This window comes from Longispora albida DSM 44784, assembly GCF_000379825.1.
Classification (GTDB): Bacteria; Actinomycetota; Actinomycetes; order Mycobacteriales; family Micromonosporaceae; genus Longispora; species Longispora albida.
The window spans coordinates 74,790-91,564 of the sequence record NZ_KB903819.1 but is presented as its reverse complement, the minus strand read 5'-3'; the positions used below and the strand labels follow the sequence as shown (position 1 = coordinate 91,564).

9 protein-coding genes are annotated in these 16,775 nt (G+C 71.7%); 2 read left to right on the top strand and 7 right to left on the bottom strand.

All coding sequences use genetic code 11. The features are described from left to right. Position 1 precedes the first annotated feature (1 nt). The gene (locus A3G1_RS0111990) at positions 2-1,012 is read right to left on the bottom strand and encodes a DNA polymerase IV (RefSeq protein WP_018349715.1); all 1,011 of its coding nucleotides are present in this window, start codon (positions 1,010-1,012) and stop codon (positions 2-4) included. 135 nt (positions 1,013-1,147) lie between these two features. Between A3G1_RS0111990 and A3G1_RS38450 the strand changes: the two genes are divergently transcribed. Both A3G1_RS38450 and A3G1_RS0111980 read left to right on the top strand, forming a co-directional pair. After that, positions 1,148-6,253, top strand: coding sequence for a SpaA isopeptide-forming pilin-related protein (locus A3G1_RS38450; protein WP_211216288.1), 5,106 nt, complete (start codon positions 1,148-1,150; stop codon positions 6,251-6,253). A 305-nt stretch (positions 6,254-6,558) separates the two neighbouring features. Next, positions 6,559-8,739: a N,N-dimethylformamidase beta subunit family domain-containing protein gene (locus tag A3G1_RS0111980; RefSeq protein WP_018349714.1), complete on the top strand. Its 2,181-nt coding sequence runs from the start codon at positions 6,559-6,561 to the stop codon at positions 8,737-8,739. A 65-nt stretch (positions 8,740-8,804) separates the two neighbouring features. Here A3G1_RS0111980 and A3G1_RS34445 read toward each other — a convergent pair whose 3' ends face one another. The 6 genes from A3G1_RS34445 to A3G1_RS0111950 all read right to left on the bottom strand — a co-directional run bounded on the left by A3G1_RS34445 (position 8,805) and on the right by A3G1_RS0111950 (position 16,742). Then, the gene (locus A3G1_RS34445; protein ID WP_018349713.1) at positions 8,805-10,847 is read right to left on the bottom strand and encodes a hypothetical protein; all 2,043 of its coding nucleotides are present in this window, start codon (positions 10,845-10,847) and stop codon (positions 8,805-8,807) included. Next, positions 10,844-11,170, bottom strand: a complete 327-nt coding sequence (locus A3G1_RS0111970) for a PadR family transcriptional regulator (protein WP_018349712.1) — start codon at positions 11,168-11,170, stop codon at positions 10,844-10,846. The genes A3G1_RS34445 and A3G1_RS0111970 overlap by 4 nt, the downstream gene beginning before the upstream one ends. 59 nt (positions 11,171-11,229) lie before the next feature. Continuing rightward, positions 11,230-12,021: a terpene synthase family protein gene (locus A3G1_RS0111965; RefSeq protein ID WP_018349711.1), complete on the bottom strand. Its 792-nt coding sequence runs from the start codon at positions 12,019-12,021 to the stop codon at positions 11,230-11,232. Then, a complete protein-coding gene (locus A3G1_RS0111960) occupies positions 12,018-12,803 on the bottom strand; it encodes a nucleotidyltransferase domain-containing protein (protein WP_425411382.1) in 786 nt (261 codons plus the stop codon). Before A3G1_RS0111960 ends, A3G1_RS0111965 begins: the two co-directional genes overlap by 4 nt. Positions 12,804-12,864: 61 nt before the next feature. After that, positions 12,865-15,348 (bottom strand): polynucleotide kinase-phosphatase, encoded by a 2,484-nt coding sequence (locus A3G1_RS0111955; RefSeq protein ID WP_018349709.1) that lies wholly within the window; start codon positions 15,346-15,348, stop codon positions 12,865-12,867. After that, positions 15,348-16,742, bottom strand: coding sequence for a 3' terminal RNA ribose 2'-O-methyltransferase Hen1 (locus tag A3G1_RS0111950; RefSeq protein WP_026212067.1), 1,395 nt, complete (start codon positions 16,740-16,742; stop codon positions 15,348-15,350). The genes A3G1_RS0111955 and A3G1_RS0111950 overlap by 1 nt, the downstream gene beginning before the upstream one ends. Positions 16,743-16,775: the final 33 nt, after the last annotated feature.

Here is a 16,775-nt window from a genome sequence, read left to right as displayed (position 1 = left end):
GCTACTCGCCAGCGAACTCGGCCCGGACACCCAGCAGCCGCACGGGTTTCCGGGCCTCGAACAGGGCCAGAGCCTCCTGGGCCGCCTCCGCCAGCGCCTGCGGATCGGTGCTCGGTTCGGCCAGGCGGTACCCGTGGGTGCTGGTCGTGAACGGCGCGTAGCGCACCTTCACCACCACCCGCGCCGCCGGCCGTTCGATCACCAGCTCGCGGGCGATCCGGTCCACTTCGGCCACCACTTGGGACCAGTCGGCCAGGTCCTCCTGGAACGTGGTCTCGCGGCTGACCGACCGGGGCACGTACGGCTCGCCGGACACCGGTGAGCTGTCCTGGCCCCTGGCCAGCGGGATCAGCCACGGTCCCTGCTGCGGCCCGAACTCGGCGGCGAGCATCGCCGGGTCTGCGGCGGCCAGCTCGCCCACCGTGGTGACACCCAGGCCGGCCAGCCGCCGCGCGGTCTTCGGCCCGACGCCCCACAGCGCGCGGACCGGCTCGCCGCCGAGCAGCCCGTCCCACGTCCCGCTGGTGATCGTGAAGATCCCGGCCGGCTTGCCGTACCCGGTCGCCGTCTTCGCCTGGACCTTGTTCTCCCCGATCCCGATCGTGCAGTCCAGCCCGGTCGCCGCCCTGACGCCGTGCTGGATGTGCCGGGCGAGTTCCTGCGGGTCGCGCTCGCCCGGGTCGGCGAACGCCTCGTCCCAGCCGAGCACCTCCACGACGGCCCCCGTCTCCCTGAGTACCGCCATGACCTGGGCAGACGCCGCCTCGTACGCGTCGCGGTCGACCGGGAGGAACACGGCAGGCGGGCACTTGCGCGCAGCCAGGCGCAACGGCATGCCTGAGTGGACGCCGAAGGCGCGGGCCTCGTACGAGGCGGTGCTGACCACGCCGCGTTTCGCAGGATCGCCGTCGCCGCCGACGACCACGGGCCTGCCGCGCAGCTCGGGCCGGCGGAGCACCTCGACGGCGGCGACGAACTGGTCGAGGTCCACGTGGAGCACCCAGCCTGCCATGTCACCAGTGTCGCGAGCGGGTGCCGGGGCTGGGCCCGATTCACGACACTCCATAGCTCTCCGGGTACCGGAAAAGGCTTTTGAGTATTTTTATGATATTTGTGTCGGATTCGTGACATATCAAGGGGCATGTGGATGAACATCCAGGCGTGGCTGAGAGCTGGACTGGCCATTGTGGTCGTCGCGGCGCCTGGTGTGCAGGCTACGGCGGCGCGGGCTGCCCCTGGTGACGGCACGGTGACGGTGCGGGTCGTGCGGGAGGTCAACGCGAACGGCTCCTGGGACGGTGCCGCGCTCGAACCGGGCATGCCCGGGGTGACGGTCAACCTGACCGACGACGCCGGCAGCACCGTCAGCGGGGTCACGGCCTCCGGCGGCACGGTCACGCTGTCCCCGGGCGCGACCCTGACCGGCGGCAAGTACCGCGTGCAGGTCATCAACCCCAAGCCGGGCGTCCTGTACTCCGCCTTCGCCGCGCGCGAGGGCCTGGCCCAGGCGCCGAACAGGCTCAGCTCCACGGAGGAGTTCGTGGACCTGTCCGGCGGCAGGAACGTCTCCTACACGACGGCACTGTGGAACCCGGGCGACTACTGCCAGAAGAACGCGCTGCTGGCCACGGCCTGCATCCGCAACTCAGCCGAGGCCGACACGTCCCGGACCCTGGTGGCCTTCCCGTACGACGCGCGGGGCACGGACGACGAGACGACCAACTTCGGCACGGACGCCACCACGGGCTCGGTCTACGGCATCGGGTACAGCAAGCAGCGGCGGTGGATCTTCAGCGGCGCGACGGCGCACCGGAACGCGAACTACGGGCCGGGCGGGCGGGGCGCGATCTACCTGAGCCGGTACACGCCGGGAGCGACGCCATCGTTCAGCGCCCCGGCACTGTTCACCACCGTCCCCGACACGGGCACCGCCAGCCACAACTTCGCGGCGCTCACCGACATGAGCTTCATGCCGTACGTCGGCAAGGAGTCCCTGGGCGACGTGGAGGTCTCCGAGGACGGCAAGGACCTGTACGTCGTGAACCTCGCCAACCGCACCCTCTACCGCTACGACGCGACCCAGCCCGCGGCCGCCAGCCCGAAGGCCACGTACCCGATCCCCGGCCCGGACACGCCCTGCCCGGCCGACGGCGACTGGCGGCCGTACGGGCTCGGCTTCCAGGACGGCGTCGTCTACGCCGGCGGCGTCTGCTCCGGCCAGTCCACGCTGAAACGGGCCGACCTGCGTGCGATCGTCAGGACCTTCGACCCGGTGGCCGGCACCTTCGGCCCCGTCATCCTGGACCAGCCGCTCGACTACACCCGCGCGAAGACCTTCGACTCGGCCGCCTGCGAGGGCGAGGGCTGGTACCCGTGGCAGGACTACGTGGCCACCACCCAGGACGGCATAAGCTGCACCGGCGGCTTCTACTCCAACCCGGAGCCGATGCTCGCAGACATCATCGTGGACACCGACGGCAACCTGATCATCAGCATGCGGGACCGGCTCGCCGACCAGGTCGGCTACAGCGAGCGCGGCACGCCCGCCAACCTCGGCATGTACACGTCGGCGGCCGGTGGCACGGTGAGCCGGGCCTGCCTCGGCGCCGGCGGCATGTTCGTCCTCGCCGAGAACCTGGGCTGCGGCAAGACGGTCCGTGGCGCGGAGTACTACTTCACCGACACGTACCCCGAGCACCGCAACGGCATGTACGCGGGCACGGCGCTGTCCAAAGTGGAGACGACGATCGCGACATCCGCCATCGACCCCACCGGAGCCGTCTTCACCGGCGGGACGGCGTTCGTGAACCGTGACGGCTCGCCGACCCCGTTCAACTCGACCCACGGGAACCGGCTGACGACGGCGTTCGGCAAGGGCGGCGGCATGGCCGACATCGAGGTGCTGTGCGACCTCGCGCCGCTCCAGATCGGCAACCGGGTCTGGTACGACGTCGACAAGGACGGCATCCAGGACCCGGGTGAGGCCCCGGTACCCGGCGCGACCGTGCGGCTCTACAACGCGGCGGGTGCCGTGGCCGGGACCATGCTGACCACCGCGCGCGGCGAGTACTACTTCGACAACTCGAACGTGACGGGCGGGCTTCAGCCGGACACCCGGTACACGATCAGGATTGACAACCCGGCCGACTACGCCGCAGGCGGCCCGCTCTACCAGTGGACGGTCACGCAGGCCAACGCCGGGACCAACGACTTCGTCGACAGCGACGGCACCGTGCCGGCTGGCGGAACCTATCCCGAGCACGCGATCACGACGGGCGGGCCCGGTCAGGACAACCACACCTACGACTTCGGCTACAACCAGCCGGACGGCGAGGTGAAGGTCGTCAAGCAGGACACGGCAGGCAACGCCCTGGCCGGAGCGGTGTTCCAGCTCTGGAAGGACACCAACGGCACCGCTGGCCTGCAAACGGGTTCCGACACGAAGGCCGGCGGCACGTGCACCACAGCCGCCGACGGGATCTGCAAGGCCATGGTCCCGCTGGGTACCTACTTCTGGGAGGAGACCCAGGCCCCCGACGGTTACCTGCTGCCCAGCCCAGCGGTGTTCGGCCCGCTGGCGCTGACGATGGCGAACTACGCGCAGGGCGTGTCCGTACCAGCGACGAACACCCTCGCGACAGGCGAGGTCCGGGTCGCCAAGCAGGACAACGCTGGCAAGGCACTGGCCGGGGCGGTGTTCCAGCTCTGGAAGGAGTCCAACGGCGTACCCGGGCTCCAGGCCAGCGGCGCCACACCGGACACGGTGACCGGCGGGACCTGCACGACCGGTACCGACGGGATCTGCAAGGCGACTGTCCCGCTCGGCACGTACTACTGGCAGGAGACCCAGGCTCCCGACGGTTACCTGCTGCCTGACCCGGCGATCTTCGGCCCCCTCGTCCTGACGATGGCCAACCGTGTGGCCGGCGTGACCGTACCCGCGCAGAACGAGCTGGCGACCGGCGAGGTCAAGGTCACGAAGCAGGACAAGGCCGGGAAGGTACTCGCGGGGGCAGTGTTCCAGCTCTGGCGGGAGACGAACGGCACGGCGGGCCTGCAAACGGACTCCGACACGAAGGCCGGCGGCACGTGCACGACCGGTACCGACGGGATCTGCAAGGCGACTGTCCCGCTCGGCATGTACTACTGGCAGGAGACCCAGGCTCCGGCCGGTTACCTGCTGCCTGACCCGGCGATCTTCGGCCCCCTGGTCCTCACGATGGCGAACCGCGCCGCCGGCGTGTCCACAGTGGCCACGAACCAGCTCGCCGAGGGCGAAGTGAAGATCGTCAAGCAGGACACCGCCGGCAAGCCGCTCGCCGGGGCGGTGTTCCAGCTCTGGCGGGACACCGACGGCACTGACGGCCTGCACACCGCCACCGACACGGCGACCGGGCCACCGTGCACGACAGATGCCCCCGGCGTGTGCAAGGTCGTCGTCCCGCTCGGCACGTACTTCTGGCAGGAGACCCAGGCCCCGGCCGGTTACCTGCTCCCGGACCCGGCGGTCTTCGGCCCGCTGAACCTGACGATGGACAACCGGACGCAGGGCGTGTCGGCCAGCGCCGCGAACGAGCTGGCCACGGGCAAGGTCTCCGTCGTCAAGCAGGACCCGGCCGGTAACCCGCTCGCCGGGGCGGTGTTCCAGCTCTGGCGGGACACGAACGGCACGGCAGGGCTTCAGCAGGCCACGGACACCGCGATCGGCGGACCCTGCACGACCCCGGCCGCCGGCACCTGCGAGGCGACGGTCCCGCTGGGCACGTACTACTGGGAGGAGACCCAGGCCCCTGCCGCGTACCTGCTTCCGGACCCGCCGGTCGCCGGCCCCCTCACGCTCACGATGGCGAACCGCACCCAGGGCGTGACGGTCACCGCGACCAACGTGCTGGCCACCGGCGAGGTACGCGTCGTCAAGCAGGACCAGGCTGGCAAGCCGCTCGCCGGGGCCGTGTTCCAGCTCTGGCAGGACACGAACGGCACCGCCGGCCTGCAAACGGACTCCGACACGAAGACCGGTGCCACGTGCACCACCACGGCCGACGGTGTCTGCAAGGCAGTCGTTCCACTGGGGACGTACTTCTGGGAGGAGACCCAGGCTCCCGCGGGTTATCTCCTGCCCGCCCCGGCGGTCTTCGGCCCGCTCACCCTGACGATGGCGAACCGGACGGCGGGCGTGTCGGCGAACGCCCAGAACATCCTGGCCACCGGCGAGGTGAAGATCCTCAAGCAGGACAAGGAAGGTAAGCCGCTCGCGGGAGCGGTGTTCCAGCTCTGGCAGGACACGAACGGCACCGCCGGCCTGCAAACGGACTCCGACACGAAGACCGGTGCCACGTGCACCACCACGGCCGACGGTGTCTGCAAGGCAGTCGTTCCACTGGGGACGTACTACTGGCAGGAAACCCAGGCCCCCGCCGGTTACCTGCCGCCCGGCCCGCCGGTCATCGGCCCGCTCGTCCTCACGATGGCCAACCGGACGCAGGGTGTGGCCGCGACCGCCGTGAACGAGGTGGCGTACGGGCCGGTCCAGGTTCTCAAGCAGGACCCGGACGGCAAGCCGCTGCCGGGTGCCGTGTTCCAGCTGTGGCTGGACAGCGACGGCACGCCCGGACTCCAGCCGGCCTCCGACACCAGGGTGGGGGAGCCGTGCACCACTTCGGACGCTGGCCTGTGCACCAGCCCCGTCCGGGCCGGCACGTACTACTGGCAGGAGACGGCGGCACCCAGCGGGTACTACCTGCCCGACCCGGTCGTGTCCGGTCCGCTGGTCGTGACCACCAGGCACGTGAACCAGACGGTGGCCGTGACAGCAGTCAACCAGCCGAAGCCGAACCGGATCAAGCTGTGGAAGACCAGCGCGGGCGACGGCTCGCCGCTGGCGGGCGCGGTGTTCCAGCTGTGGCGGGAGAGCAACGGCACGCCGGGCCTCCAGCTCGGCGGCGACACCGTGGCCGGAGCGCCGTGCACGACGACCGGTGCGGGCCTGTGCGACTTCACGGGCCTGGCCGGAGGCGTGTACTACCTCCAGGAGCTCCACGCGCCAGCAGGCTTCGAGCTGCCACCTGCGACGGTGGGCGGGCCGTACGCCGTCCGGATGGACGACGAGCTGATGGTGCTCGCGTCCAACGCCCGCAAGCCGCTGCCGGTGACCGGGGTCAGCGGTCCTGTGCACGGGCTGACGCTGATCGGGCTGTTCCTGCTGGCCGGCGGGGCGATGCTCCGGGCACTCGCCCGCCGCAGGAAAGCCTGACGGCCTGACAGCCAGCGGCTGAGAGTGCCGGTCCTGGGCAGCCAGGGCCGGCACATCCAGTAGTTACGGAAGCGTGATATTGATCTTGGTTTGAGGGATGGGCATTACCTTTTCCTTACAATCGGGACGTAGCTGGCTCGCCGGGCACGTTTCCCCGCCTGCCTTGCCCCCTTTTCGGGGCAAAAATCGTTCAGCTGTACCCCAGCTCACGGCCGGCAACTCCGGAAGGCCCGTTGAGCGTCTCCTGTGTGATCCTTTCAGTCCGCCGGAAGGCGGGCTGTACTGCACACGGGGTAAGGGAAAGCATGGAGGACCAGGTCAGCCGCCGGAACCTGCTGCTGCGGGCCGGCGCTACAGGTGCTGTGGCCGGGGTGGCCGCGGTGACGGCCAGGCGCGCGATCATCCGGCAGCGCGAGGCACCGGACAAGGCCGTGTGGCGGCCGGCCGCCACACCACTCACGGGCGGAGACGAGCTGCGCTACCTCCAGCTCACGTCCGGCACCGACGGCGTCATCTACGGCGTACGCGCGGACGGCGCTCTGGTCTGGCTCCGGCACCTCGACTGGCGGACCGGCGGCGTGGCCTGGGCCAACAGCGGCGACGGCCGCGTCATCGGGGAGGGCTGGCACCAGTACGTCTCGATCGCCGGCGACAGCTTCGGCCACATCTACGGCCTCCGGCGTGACGGCACCCTGTGCTGGCACCGCTGGGACCTGTCCAACGCGGAGACCGGCGAAGGCAGCTGGGCGCGCGGCAGCGGCCGGGCGATCCGCAACCTCGCCGGTACGAGCGCGCTGGCCTGCGGCGGCGACGGTGTGCTGTACGCCCGGTGCTGGGACACCAAGCTGTACTGGCACAAGTACCTGGCCCGCGACGGCTCGGCCGGCCCCGGCGCGTGGGCGCCGAACTCCGGAGCGGTCATCGCGCAGGACCTGCCCGGCAAGTGGCTCATGGCCGACCGCGAAGGCGTGGTCTACACCATTGCCGACGGCCACCTGACCGGCCGCAAGTACCTGGCGGGCGACGGCAGCTCCGGCCCCGGGTCCTGGGCGAACGGCGGGAAGCCCGCGAAGTTCGGCCGGAAGGGCTTCGACGACCTCTGGAAGGTGATGGCCGCCGGGGACGGCGTCTTCTACACCATGCCCATCGACGCCCGCCCCGACCCGAACCCGGCCGACCACCTGCACTGGCGCCGCCTCCGGGACTGGTCGGCCGCCGCGACCGGCGGCGCCGGCACGTGGAGCAAGGACAGCGGCAAACGGGTCGCCTCCGGACTCGTCGTCCACCAGGCCGCCCGCATGGAGGCCTACGTGTGGCCGCCGTCGGTCACCAGCGGCGAACGCCTCGGCATCGCCGTGTCCACCGCGATGAACGGCACCATCTCCATCCGGCACCTGTCGCCCGGCGGGAAGACCCAGCCCGTCACGTACGGCCCGGTCCCGTTCAAGGGCAAGGTCCACCCCCTCCCGCACCGGTACCGGGCCCGCGGCTGCGGCTGGCCCCACGCGCAGGAGGTGACCATCCCGCCGAACTGGCCGAGCGGCCTCTACTGCGCCGAGGTACGCGCCGAGGACGGCACCACAGTGGACGTCGCCTTCTCGGTGCGCCCGCCGAAACCGAAGGCGAAGACGGCCTTCCTGGTGTCCACCTACACCAGCCTCGCCTACAACACCTGGGACGGCGCGAACCAGTACGGCCCCGGGTACGGCGGGCGCCGCCGCGTGTTCTCGCTCCAGCGCCCGAACCCGTGGACGGACCTCGGCACGAACGCCCCGCCCGAGCACGTGGTCACCACCGACATCACGATCACGAACCTGATGGCCGGCGCCGGCCACGCCTTCGACTGCTACGACGACGGAGACCTGCACCGCGAGGGCGGGCGGTGGCTGCCGGAGTACAGGACGCTGGTCACCGGCGCGCACCCCGAGTACTTCTCGGCCGAGATGCGCAGGCACCTCGCAGCCTTCCTCGACCGGGGCGGCCGGCTGCTGTACCTGGGCGGCAACGGGCTCTACGAACGCGTCGAGCCGACCCCCGACGGCACAGCAGTGCGTTTCCGCGACCCCTGGGGCGACCGCTGGGTCAACCGCTGGCACGACCAGCCGGAGAGTGAGATCCTCGGCATCGGTTACGCCGTGGAGGCATACAACACGGCCGGCCCCTACCGCGTGCTCCGCGACCACCCGCTCCTGGCCGGTACCGGGCTCAAGCCGGGGCAGACCTTCGGCGCGACGGGCGGGCTCGGGCCGGCGGCCGGCGTCGAGACCGACCGCCGGATGGGCACGCGGGGCGACGCGCTGGAGACCGAGGTCATCGCGGCGGGGGAGAACCACAGGACGCACGGCGCCGAGATGGTGTTCACCCGCAGGCCGGGCGGAGGCTGGACGTTCGGCGTCGGCTCGGTCACCTTCGCCGGAGCGATCCCCCAGGACCCGGCGGTACGGCAGATCGTCCTCAACGCCCTCAAGCTCGCCGAGCTCCCGTAACGCGTGTCCTGGTACGTGCCCGGGCCGGGCTGGCCCCCGTAGCAGCCCGGCCCGGCCCGGGCCTCTCACACGGGGATCTCCCGTGCCTCCACAAGGGACGGTGGTGGTGGCTGGGGCGCGCGGACGATCCGGGGCGCGCTGAGCGCGGCCAGCCCGAAGCCGATCAGCATGGCCCCCGACACCATCGGCAGGCCGTCGGCACCGATGTCCGTGCCGGACAGCATCAGCAGCGGCCTGCCGGGCAGGATGGACAGGAACATGCCCATCGCGAACGCCGGGAGGGCGAGGGTGACGGCGACGATGCCGGCGGCGGTGACCTTCCATGCTGCGATCGGCCGGACGAGCACGAGAGCGAGCACGGCCAGGGGCAGGCCGGCCATGCCGGGCAGCGCCTTCCAGTCCAGCAGGTCCGGCTTGGGTGTCAGCAGCAGGCCACCCGCCGCGACGAGCCCGGCCGGGGCCAGCACGAGCACCGCGCCACCCAGGAATCCGATCCGGCGCGTGCTGGCGGCCAGCGCCGCGAGCATCGCCGTGGCCACCAGCAGCCCGGCCACGATGGCAGCCGTACGCGGGAAGATGACGGGCAGGTAGGGGCTGGGCGCGGCCGTGTAGCTCTGTGCCAGCACCGAGGGCCCGGTGATGGCCGCGAGCACGGCGGCACCGGTCAGCACGCGGCGGCCGCCGAGCGGTGACGGTGACGGTGACGGGGTGAGCCTGTTCAGCAGCCAGGTCAGCCCGGCCAGCGCCGCGCCGGCGAGGACGCCCGCGCCGAGCAGCGCGAAGAAGACGGGCCTGCCGGACAGAGCGTTGGCGGCGACCTGCCCGTCGATCACGACCAGCGCCCCGGCGGCCACCGCGGCCGGCAGCACCCCGCCCGCACCACGCCGCGTGACGGCGATCAGCATCCCGAGCACGATGACAGCCATCGCCCCGAGCCGGATGTCGTAGTTCACGGTGATCAGATCGCCTGCGCCGTAAGGGTTTCCGTCCGTGCGCATGACCTTCTCGCCGAGCTGCGTGCCGAAGGCGGCGAACTGCGCCCACGTGGCGAGCCCGAGTGCTGCCACCAGCACTCCGCACAGGACGGAAGCCCGGCCACTGCCCGGCCCGGGCTCGACCCGCGCACCGGCCAGGACGGGCACCTTCACCCGGGCCGGCCGGAGCACGGCCTGGCTGGCCCGGATCCCGTACCGCAGGGTGAAAGCCGAGGCCATCAGCAGCAGCCACGTCACCCCGGCGACCTGACCGGCCACGACGTCCGAGGCCACGTACCCCTGGTCGACCTTCCCGAGCTGTACGCCGCTGTCGAGGGTGTCGAGCAGGCTCAGCGGGAACCAGAGCAGCGCAGTCTCCCGGCCGAGCCCGGCCCTCGGGGCCTCCTCGAACGCGATGGCCACACCGACAGCCTCAAGGATCAGCAGCGTCCCGCCGAACCCGACCGCGAACGCCAGCCACCGGCGGCCGCGCAACGTCAGGCGCGTGACCCACCAGGCCAGCCCGGCCATGCCTGCCGCCCACAGCGCCAGGCCGGGCCAGGGGTTCATCAGCTCCAGATACTCCACGCCCGGCTCTTCGGGGCGCAGGCGCATCACCGTGTACACCCCGCCGACCGTCACGGCGAGGATCAGCGGGGCAGCGACGGCGCTACCCGCCCGGCCGAGCCAGGCGTTGTGCGCCCAGTGCACCGGGAGCCGCTTACCCAGCCAGCCGCCGATCCAGGCGCTCGCCAGGGCCGCCACGGCCAGCGAGCCGACGGAGGCGGTGTTCGCCGCCCAGTCGAAGCCCTCGCCGGGGGCGACGGGCCCCCGGCCGGCCCTGGCGATCGCCCGGCCGACGAGCGTGAGGCTGAGCAGCACCCCGAACACGATGGTCATCCCGGCCAGGGCCAGCACCGGCTGGAGGCCGCGCCCGGCACCGGGCAGCACCTCGCGCCAGCCGCGCGGCACGCCGTGCTCGTCCTCGACGGGCGGGGACACGGCGAGGCTCAGCGCGTACCGGAAGGCGCGGAACGGGCCGAGCCCGTGCAACTCCGCCTCCCACTCGCGCAGCTGGCCGGCCCGCAGCTCCTCGGGCCAGCGCCGGGCGGCGACGCGTAACAGCGCCCTCACGCCGTCCTCAGCTTCCCGGGCGCTGAGCCCTTGGTGAGCGAGGCGTGCAGGGCTGCGAGCTCGCTGCGCGCCGAGGCCAGGCCGTCGGGGGTCAGCCGGTAGTACCGCCGGGCAGGCCGGCCAGCCGCGACCGGGTCGATCTCCTCCCAGGACGCCTCGACCCAGCCGGCCCGCTGGAGCCGGACCATGATCGGGTAGAGGGTGCCGCTGGGCAGCCCGGTGTCGTGCATGAGGTCGAGCCCGTACCGGTCGGCGTCCGGATCGGACACCAGCGCGGCCAGGACCTTGGCAACGGCCGTCGTCAGCCGGATCTCCTGTCCCATAGTCGACAGACTACATAGGGTGTCAACAGGGGATACCACAGTGGACCCCCTGGATCAGGTCAGCGCAGGTCACCGAGCCGGTAGATCCCCACGGAGACCCGGAGGCTGTTCACCAGCAGCGCGCTGCCCGCGAGCTCGTCGTGCAGCCGCGCACACCGGTCGATCTCGGCGTCGAGGGCCGCCCGGTCAGCTCCGGGCAGCGCGAGAGCGTTGAGCGTGCCGGCGGCCAGGTCCTTGTCCGCCGACCGCAGGTCGTTGGCGAGCCGGACAGCCTGGCAGGCCCAGCCCAGCGCGGCGTCCAGCTCGGGCCCGGCCTCGGCCCTGGTGACGGCGAGCAGGGCATGGGCCCAGCCACGGTAGCCGATGCTCCGGCTGGCCACCGCGAGATAGTCCACAAGGGACGGATGCTCGCCGGAACGGCTCAGCAGCGCGTGTTCCAGGCTGCCGGCCGCGTCGTCGGCGAGGGCGGCCAGCAGGGCAGGGCTCGACGGCAGCCCGGCCAGTACCTTGGCCAGGGCCGTCGCGACGCGTCCCGACGGGGGCTCGCCGGCGAGGACGGCCTGGACGGTTTGTTCGGTCTCGCGGAGCTCGGCCTGCCCGGCGCCGGAGGAGTCCATCACGTTGTCGTACAGGAAGGTCCACACCGCGAACCGGGTCAGCCTGGCGAGCTGGACAACCCGCAGCGCCGGCGCGATCGCGGTGACGGCGTGCGCGAGAGCCCGCCCGGCCCGGCCGCCAGCCGGCCCGAGCAGCTCGACAGCCCACGGCATCACGTCATGCTGTACCCGCCTGGCCTTGAGCGCGGCGATCGGCCGCTGAGCCGCCGGTACGAGCCGCAGCGCGGTGGTCACGAGAGCCGGGCGGCGGGATCGGCCACGCCGCCGAGCCGGACGCTGACGAGCAGGTCGTTCAGCTCGTCGAAGCCGCCCGGCGCGACCGGCAGCTCCGAGGCTGACTCGGCCTCGTCGAGCCGGGCGTGCAGGGCGGCCAGGCCGGCGGCGACACGATCGGCGCCGATCCCCGAGGCCGGCGCGTGCTCGGCGCTGGCCTTCGCGGCGATGAGATCCGGCAGGTAACCCGGAGCCTGGTACTCGCCGAGCAGCGTGGGCAGGTGCGCCTGCACGGTGCCGGAGCGCATCAGGTGGATGCCGGTGAGGAGGGCACGGAAGGCGTAGAGGAGAGGCTTGAGCTCGCCGGTACGTGAGAAGAGGTCTTCCTGGGTTTTGGCGAAGCCCCGGTAGTGGTGCGCGTGGCTGCTGGTGAACACGAGCGGAGCCAGCGCGGCGAGCGCCTCGTGCTCGGGCGTGGTGTGCACGACGAGCGGCGACAGGAGCTGCTCGAGGACGTACCCGTTGCGGCGCAGCATCAGCCGGGCGAACTTCCGCAGGTCGTGGCTGACCAGATCCAGCTCGGTCCCCTGGTGCCACCACATGCAGGTGTGCGTCTCCTCCAGCTCGCGCAGGCCGGCCAGGTCGGCGGCCGGGAGCAGGTGCACGCCGCGCAGGTCCACGTCGGAGTCCTTCGACGGGAAACCGTAGAGGTGCGCGCCGGAGACGGTCACGAACAGCAGGGGGTGAGGCTGCTCCGAGATCACCTCGGCCAGCCCCGGCACGGCCGGGATCATGACGGTGATCGTAGTGCCACCGGCGGGGCCCGGCGGAATCGCTTTCACGATCCCGCCGGGCAGGCCGCCGTCAGAGCCGGGGATCGACCGGTTCGGACTCCAGAGCGAGAATCGCGAACACCAGTTCGTGTACCCGCCACAGCGGCTCCCCGCTCGCGAGGGCGTCCAGCGCCGCCAGCCCGAGCCCGTGCTCCCGGAGCGCGAGGCTGCGCTTGCGGCTGAGCCCGCGGTCCCGGAGCCGGTCGAGGTGCTCCGGCATCGTGTAGTCGGGGCCGTAGATGATCCGCAGGTACTCCCGGCCACGGCACTTGATGCCCGGCTGCGCGAGCTGCCCCCTGACCCGGTGCGCCAGCCCCTCGTACGGCTTGATCACCATGCCCTCGCCGCCGGAACCCGTCAGCTCCAGCCACCACCTCGTCGCCTCGGCCTCGTCCTCGGCGGAGGACAGGTCGACGACCCGCCGGCCCGTCGCCCGGAACAGCTCCGGGTCTGCGGCCACCAGCGTGTCGCACTGGGCCAGGTGCCAGCCGTGATCACGACCCGCGTGCGAGGCCCCTTCCGAGGCGAGCACCATGAACGGCGCGAGCTGCACGCCATCCAGCCCGTCGACCGGCCAGCAGTACTGGCGGTAGGCAGCCGTGAACGCCTCGGCGTTCGCAGCGCGCTCCTTGAACCGCCCGGCGAGCCCTCCGGCGTCCACCCCGCGAGCAACCGCACTGTCCACAGCGGACAGAACGCCGGGCAGTGCCGCGCGGGCGGCCGCGCCGACACTCGCGTACTGGCTCCGGATCAGCGATCCAGCCTTGGCCGACCACGGCAGCAGCTCGCAGTCGAGCAGCAGCCAGCTCGTCTCCAGCTTGGCGAAGAGGGGCCGGGCGGCGGTGCGTACCCGCTCCAGCAGCGCCTCCGTCGTCGCCGGATCGCTGAAGAACGGCCGTCCCGTCCGGGTGTACACCGCTCCGCCCTCCTCGCGGACGAGGACGACGGCACGCGAGCCCATGTGCTTCTCCTCGCACACCACTGTGGACACGCCGGCCGACCGGTAGTCGGCGAACGCCTCGGCCGGGTACTCCAGGTACCCCTCCTGCCGGGAGGTCGAAGGCGGGGACATGGTCGGCGGCAGCCACAGCAGCTGACGCGGGTCGATCGCGAAGCGGCTCATCACCTCCAGCGCGGCGGCCGAGCTCTCGGCGTCCACGAGCACCGTCCCGTACGCCGTCTTGATGTGCCGCCGGCCCGTCACGTCAGAGATGCTCAGCGTCGCGCCATCCCGCTCGGGGGCGATCTCTGCGAGCGGCTTGACCGGCTCGTAGTGCACCCGCTCGGCGGGCACGGACACGAGTTCCTTCTCGGGGTACCGCAGCGCCGTCAGTTCCCCGCCGAACACGCAGCCGGTGTCGAGGCAGATGGTGTTGTTGACCCACTCGGCCTTCGGCGACGGCACGTGACCGTAGACGACCATCGCGTCGCCACGGTAGTCGCGCGCCCACGGGTACCTGACCGGCAGCCCGTACTCGTCGGTCTCCCCGGTGCTCTCGCCGTACAGGCAGAAGTCGCGCACCCGCCCGGAGGCCCGGCCCTGGTACTCCTCCTTGAGCCCGGCGTGCGCGACCACGAGCCGCCCGCCGTCGAGCCGCAGGTGGCTGACGAGCCCGTCGATCCAGGCGGCGGCCGTTTCCGTGAAGGCGGGACCCTCCCGCTCCAGCTGCTCCAGCGTCTCGGCCAGGCCGTGCGTCACGCTCACCTTGCGGCCACGGAGCTTGCGCAGCAGCTTCTGCTCGTGGTTGCCGGGCACGCACAGCGCCGTGCCCGCGCCGGTCATGCCCATCACGAGCCGCAGCACGCCCGGTGAGTCGGGGCCGCGGTCGACCAGGTCGCCGACGAAGACAGCCTGCCGGCCCTCCGGGTGCGCCGCGCTCACCGGCCGGCCCTGATCGTCACGCTCGATGACGTAGCCCAGCCTGACCAGCAGCGTCTCCAGCTCGGCACGGCAGCCGTGCACGTCGCCGATGATGTCGAACGGGCCGGTGACGTCCCGCCGGTCGTTCCAGGCCTTCTCGTACGAGATCGTCACGTCGCCGGGCTCGCGGACGATGTGGACCTTCCGGAATCCCTCCCGGCCCAGGTCGCGTACTGACCGGCGCAGGTCGGCGGCCTGCCGCTGGAGTACCTTCCGGCCGAAGTCCCGGTCGGGCCGGGCCTGCGTGCGCTCCCAGGCGACCGCCTCTGGAGTGTCGATGACGATCGCCACCGGCAGCACGTCGAACGACCTGGCCAGCTTCACCAGCTCCGCACGCGCGTGCTTCTGCACGTTGGTCGCGTCGACCACCACCCGCCGCCCGGCGCGCAGCCGGATGCCGGCGATGTGGTGCAGCGCGGCGAAGGCGTCCTTCGTCGCCGACTGGTCGTTCTCGTCGTCGGCGACGAGCCCCCGGAAGAAGTCGGAGGACAGCACCTCCGTCGGCTTGAAGTACTGCCGGGCGAACGTCGACTTGCCGGAACCGGAGATGCCGACGAGCGCGATCAGGGACAGCTCAGGAATGTCGAGCTTCATCAGGCAACCTTCCGGAAGTACGCGAGCTGGGTGGGCGGGCCGGTCTGCGGGTCGTCCTCGCCCACGGGACGGATCTCGGCCGTGTAGCCGTGTGCTGCGCACACCCGGGCGGTCCACGCGGCGAACTGCTCGCGGGTCCACTCGAACCGGTGGTCGTCGTGCCGGTGCCCGCACAGCGTCTCGTACCGCACGTTGTACTCCACGTTGGGCGTCGTGACGACCACGGTGGACGGAGCGGCGTGCCCGAAGACGGCGCGCTCCAGCGCGGGCAGCCGTTCCTCGTCGACGTGTTCGATGACCTCCATCAGCACGGCCGCGTCGTAGCCGGTCAGCCGGTCGTCGTGGTAGGTCAGCGCCGACTGGATCAGCCTGATCCGCTCACGCTGCCGGTCGGGCTGGCGCTCCAGCTTGAGCCGCCGCTCGGCGATCGCGAGACTCACGGTGGAGACGTCGGCACCCACGATTTCCGTGTACCGGCGGTCAGCGAACAACTCCAGCAGCAGCGCGCCCTCGCCGCACCCGAGATCGAGTACCCGGGAGGCACCCGACTCCGCGAGTGCCGCCAGCACGGCCTGCTTGCGCAGCTTCACCAGCGGAACCCGCCGCTCGGGTACCTCGGCCTGCTCCTCGTCCTGCCCGGGTTCCGTGGCTGCGGTGTCACCCTGGAGCCGCTCCAGCGCGGACAGCACGAGCGAGCGCCGCCCGGCCAGGTACCGCCGCGCGATCAGTTCCTTGTCCGGGTGCCCGGCGAGCCAGCCGTCACCGGCCCGCAGCAGCTTGGCGACCTCGTCCTCGGAGACCCAGTAGTGCTTGGCGTCGTCGAGGACGGGCAGCAGCACGTACAGGTGGCTGAGCGCGTCGGCCAGCCGCACGGTACCGGTGAGCCGGAGCTGCACATAGCGGGCGTCGCCCCATTCGGGGAATGCCGGGTCCAGCGGTACCGGAACGGCCTCAACGGTCCAGCCCAGCGGCTCGAACAGCCGGGCGACGATGCCGGTGCCACCCCGGCAGGGCAGGGCCGGCACCTCGATCTCCAGCGGGATCGGCGTGGCGGCCAGCTCGGGCCGGTCCTTGCTCGCGCCCTTCATCGCCGACCGGAACACCCGGCCCAGCGCCACGGTCAGCAGGCTCGAAGCGGCGTACGGCCGGTCGTTCACGTACCGGCCGAGCGAGAAGCTGTCCGGCCCCTTCTGCCCCTTCGACGGCCTGGCCAGCTCGACCGGGTCCACGTCCAGCAGCAACGCGGCCGTGCATCTGTCCTCGGTGGCCTGCGGGTAGAACACGTGCGCCGTCCCGCCGGTCGTACTGAACGACTGGAGTTGCGCAGGGTGCTTCACCAGCAGGTACCCGAGGTCGGTCGCCGGACTGTGTGTGGTGGAGATCGTGAGCAGCACGGATCCGATCATCCCAGCCCAGGCCAGGCATTT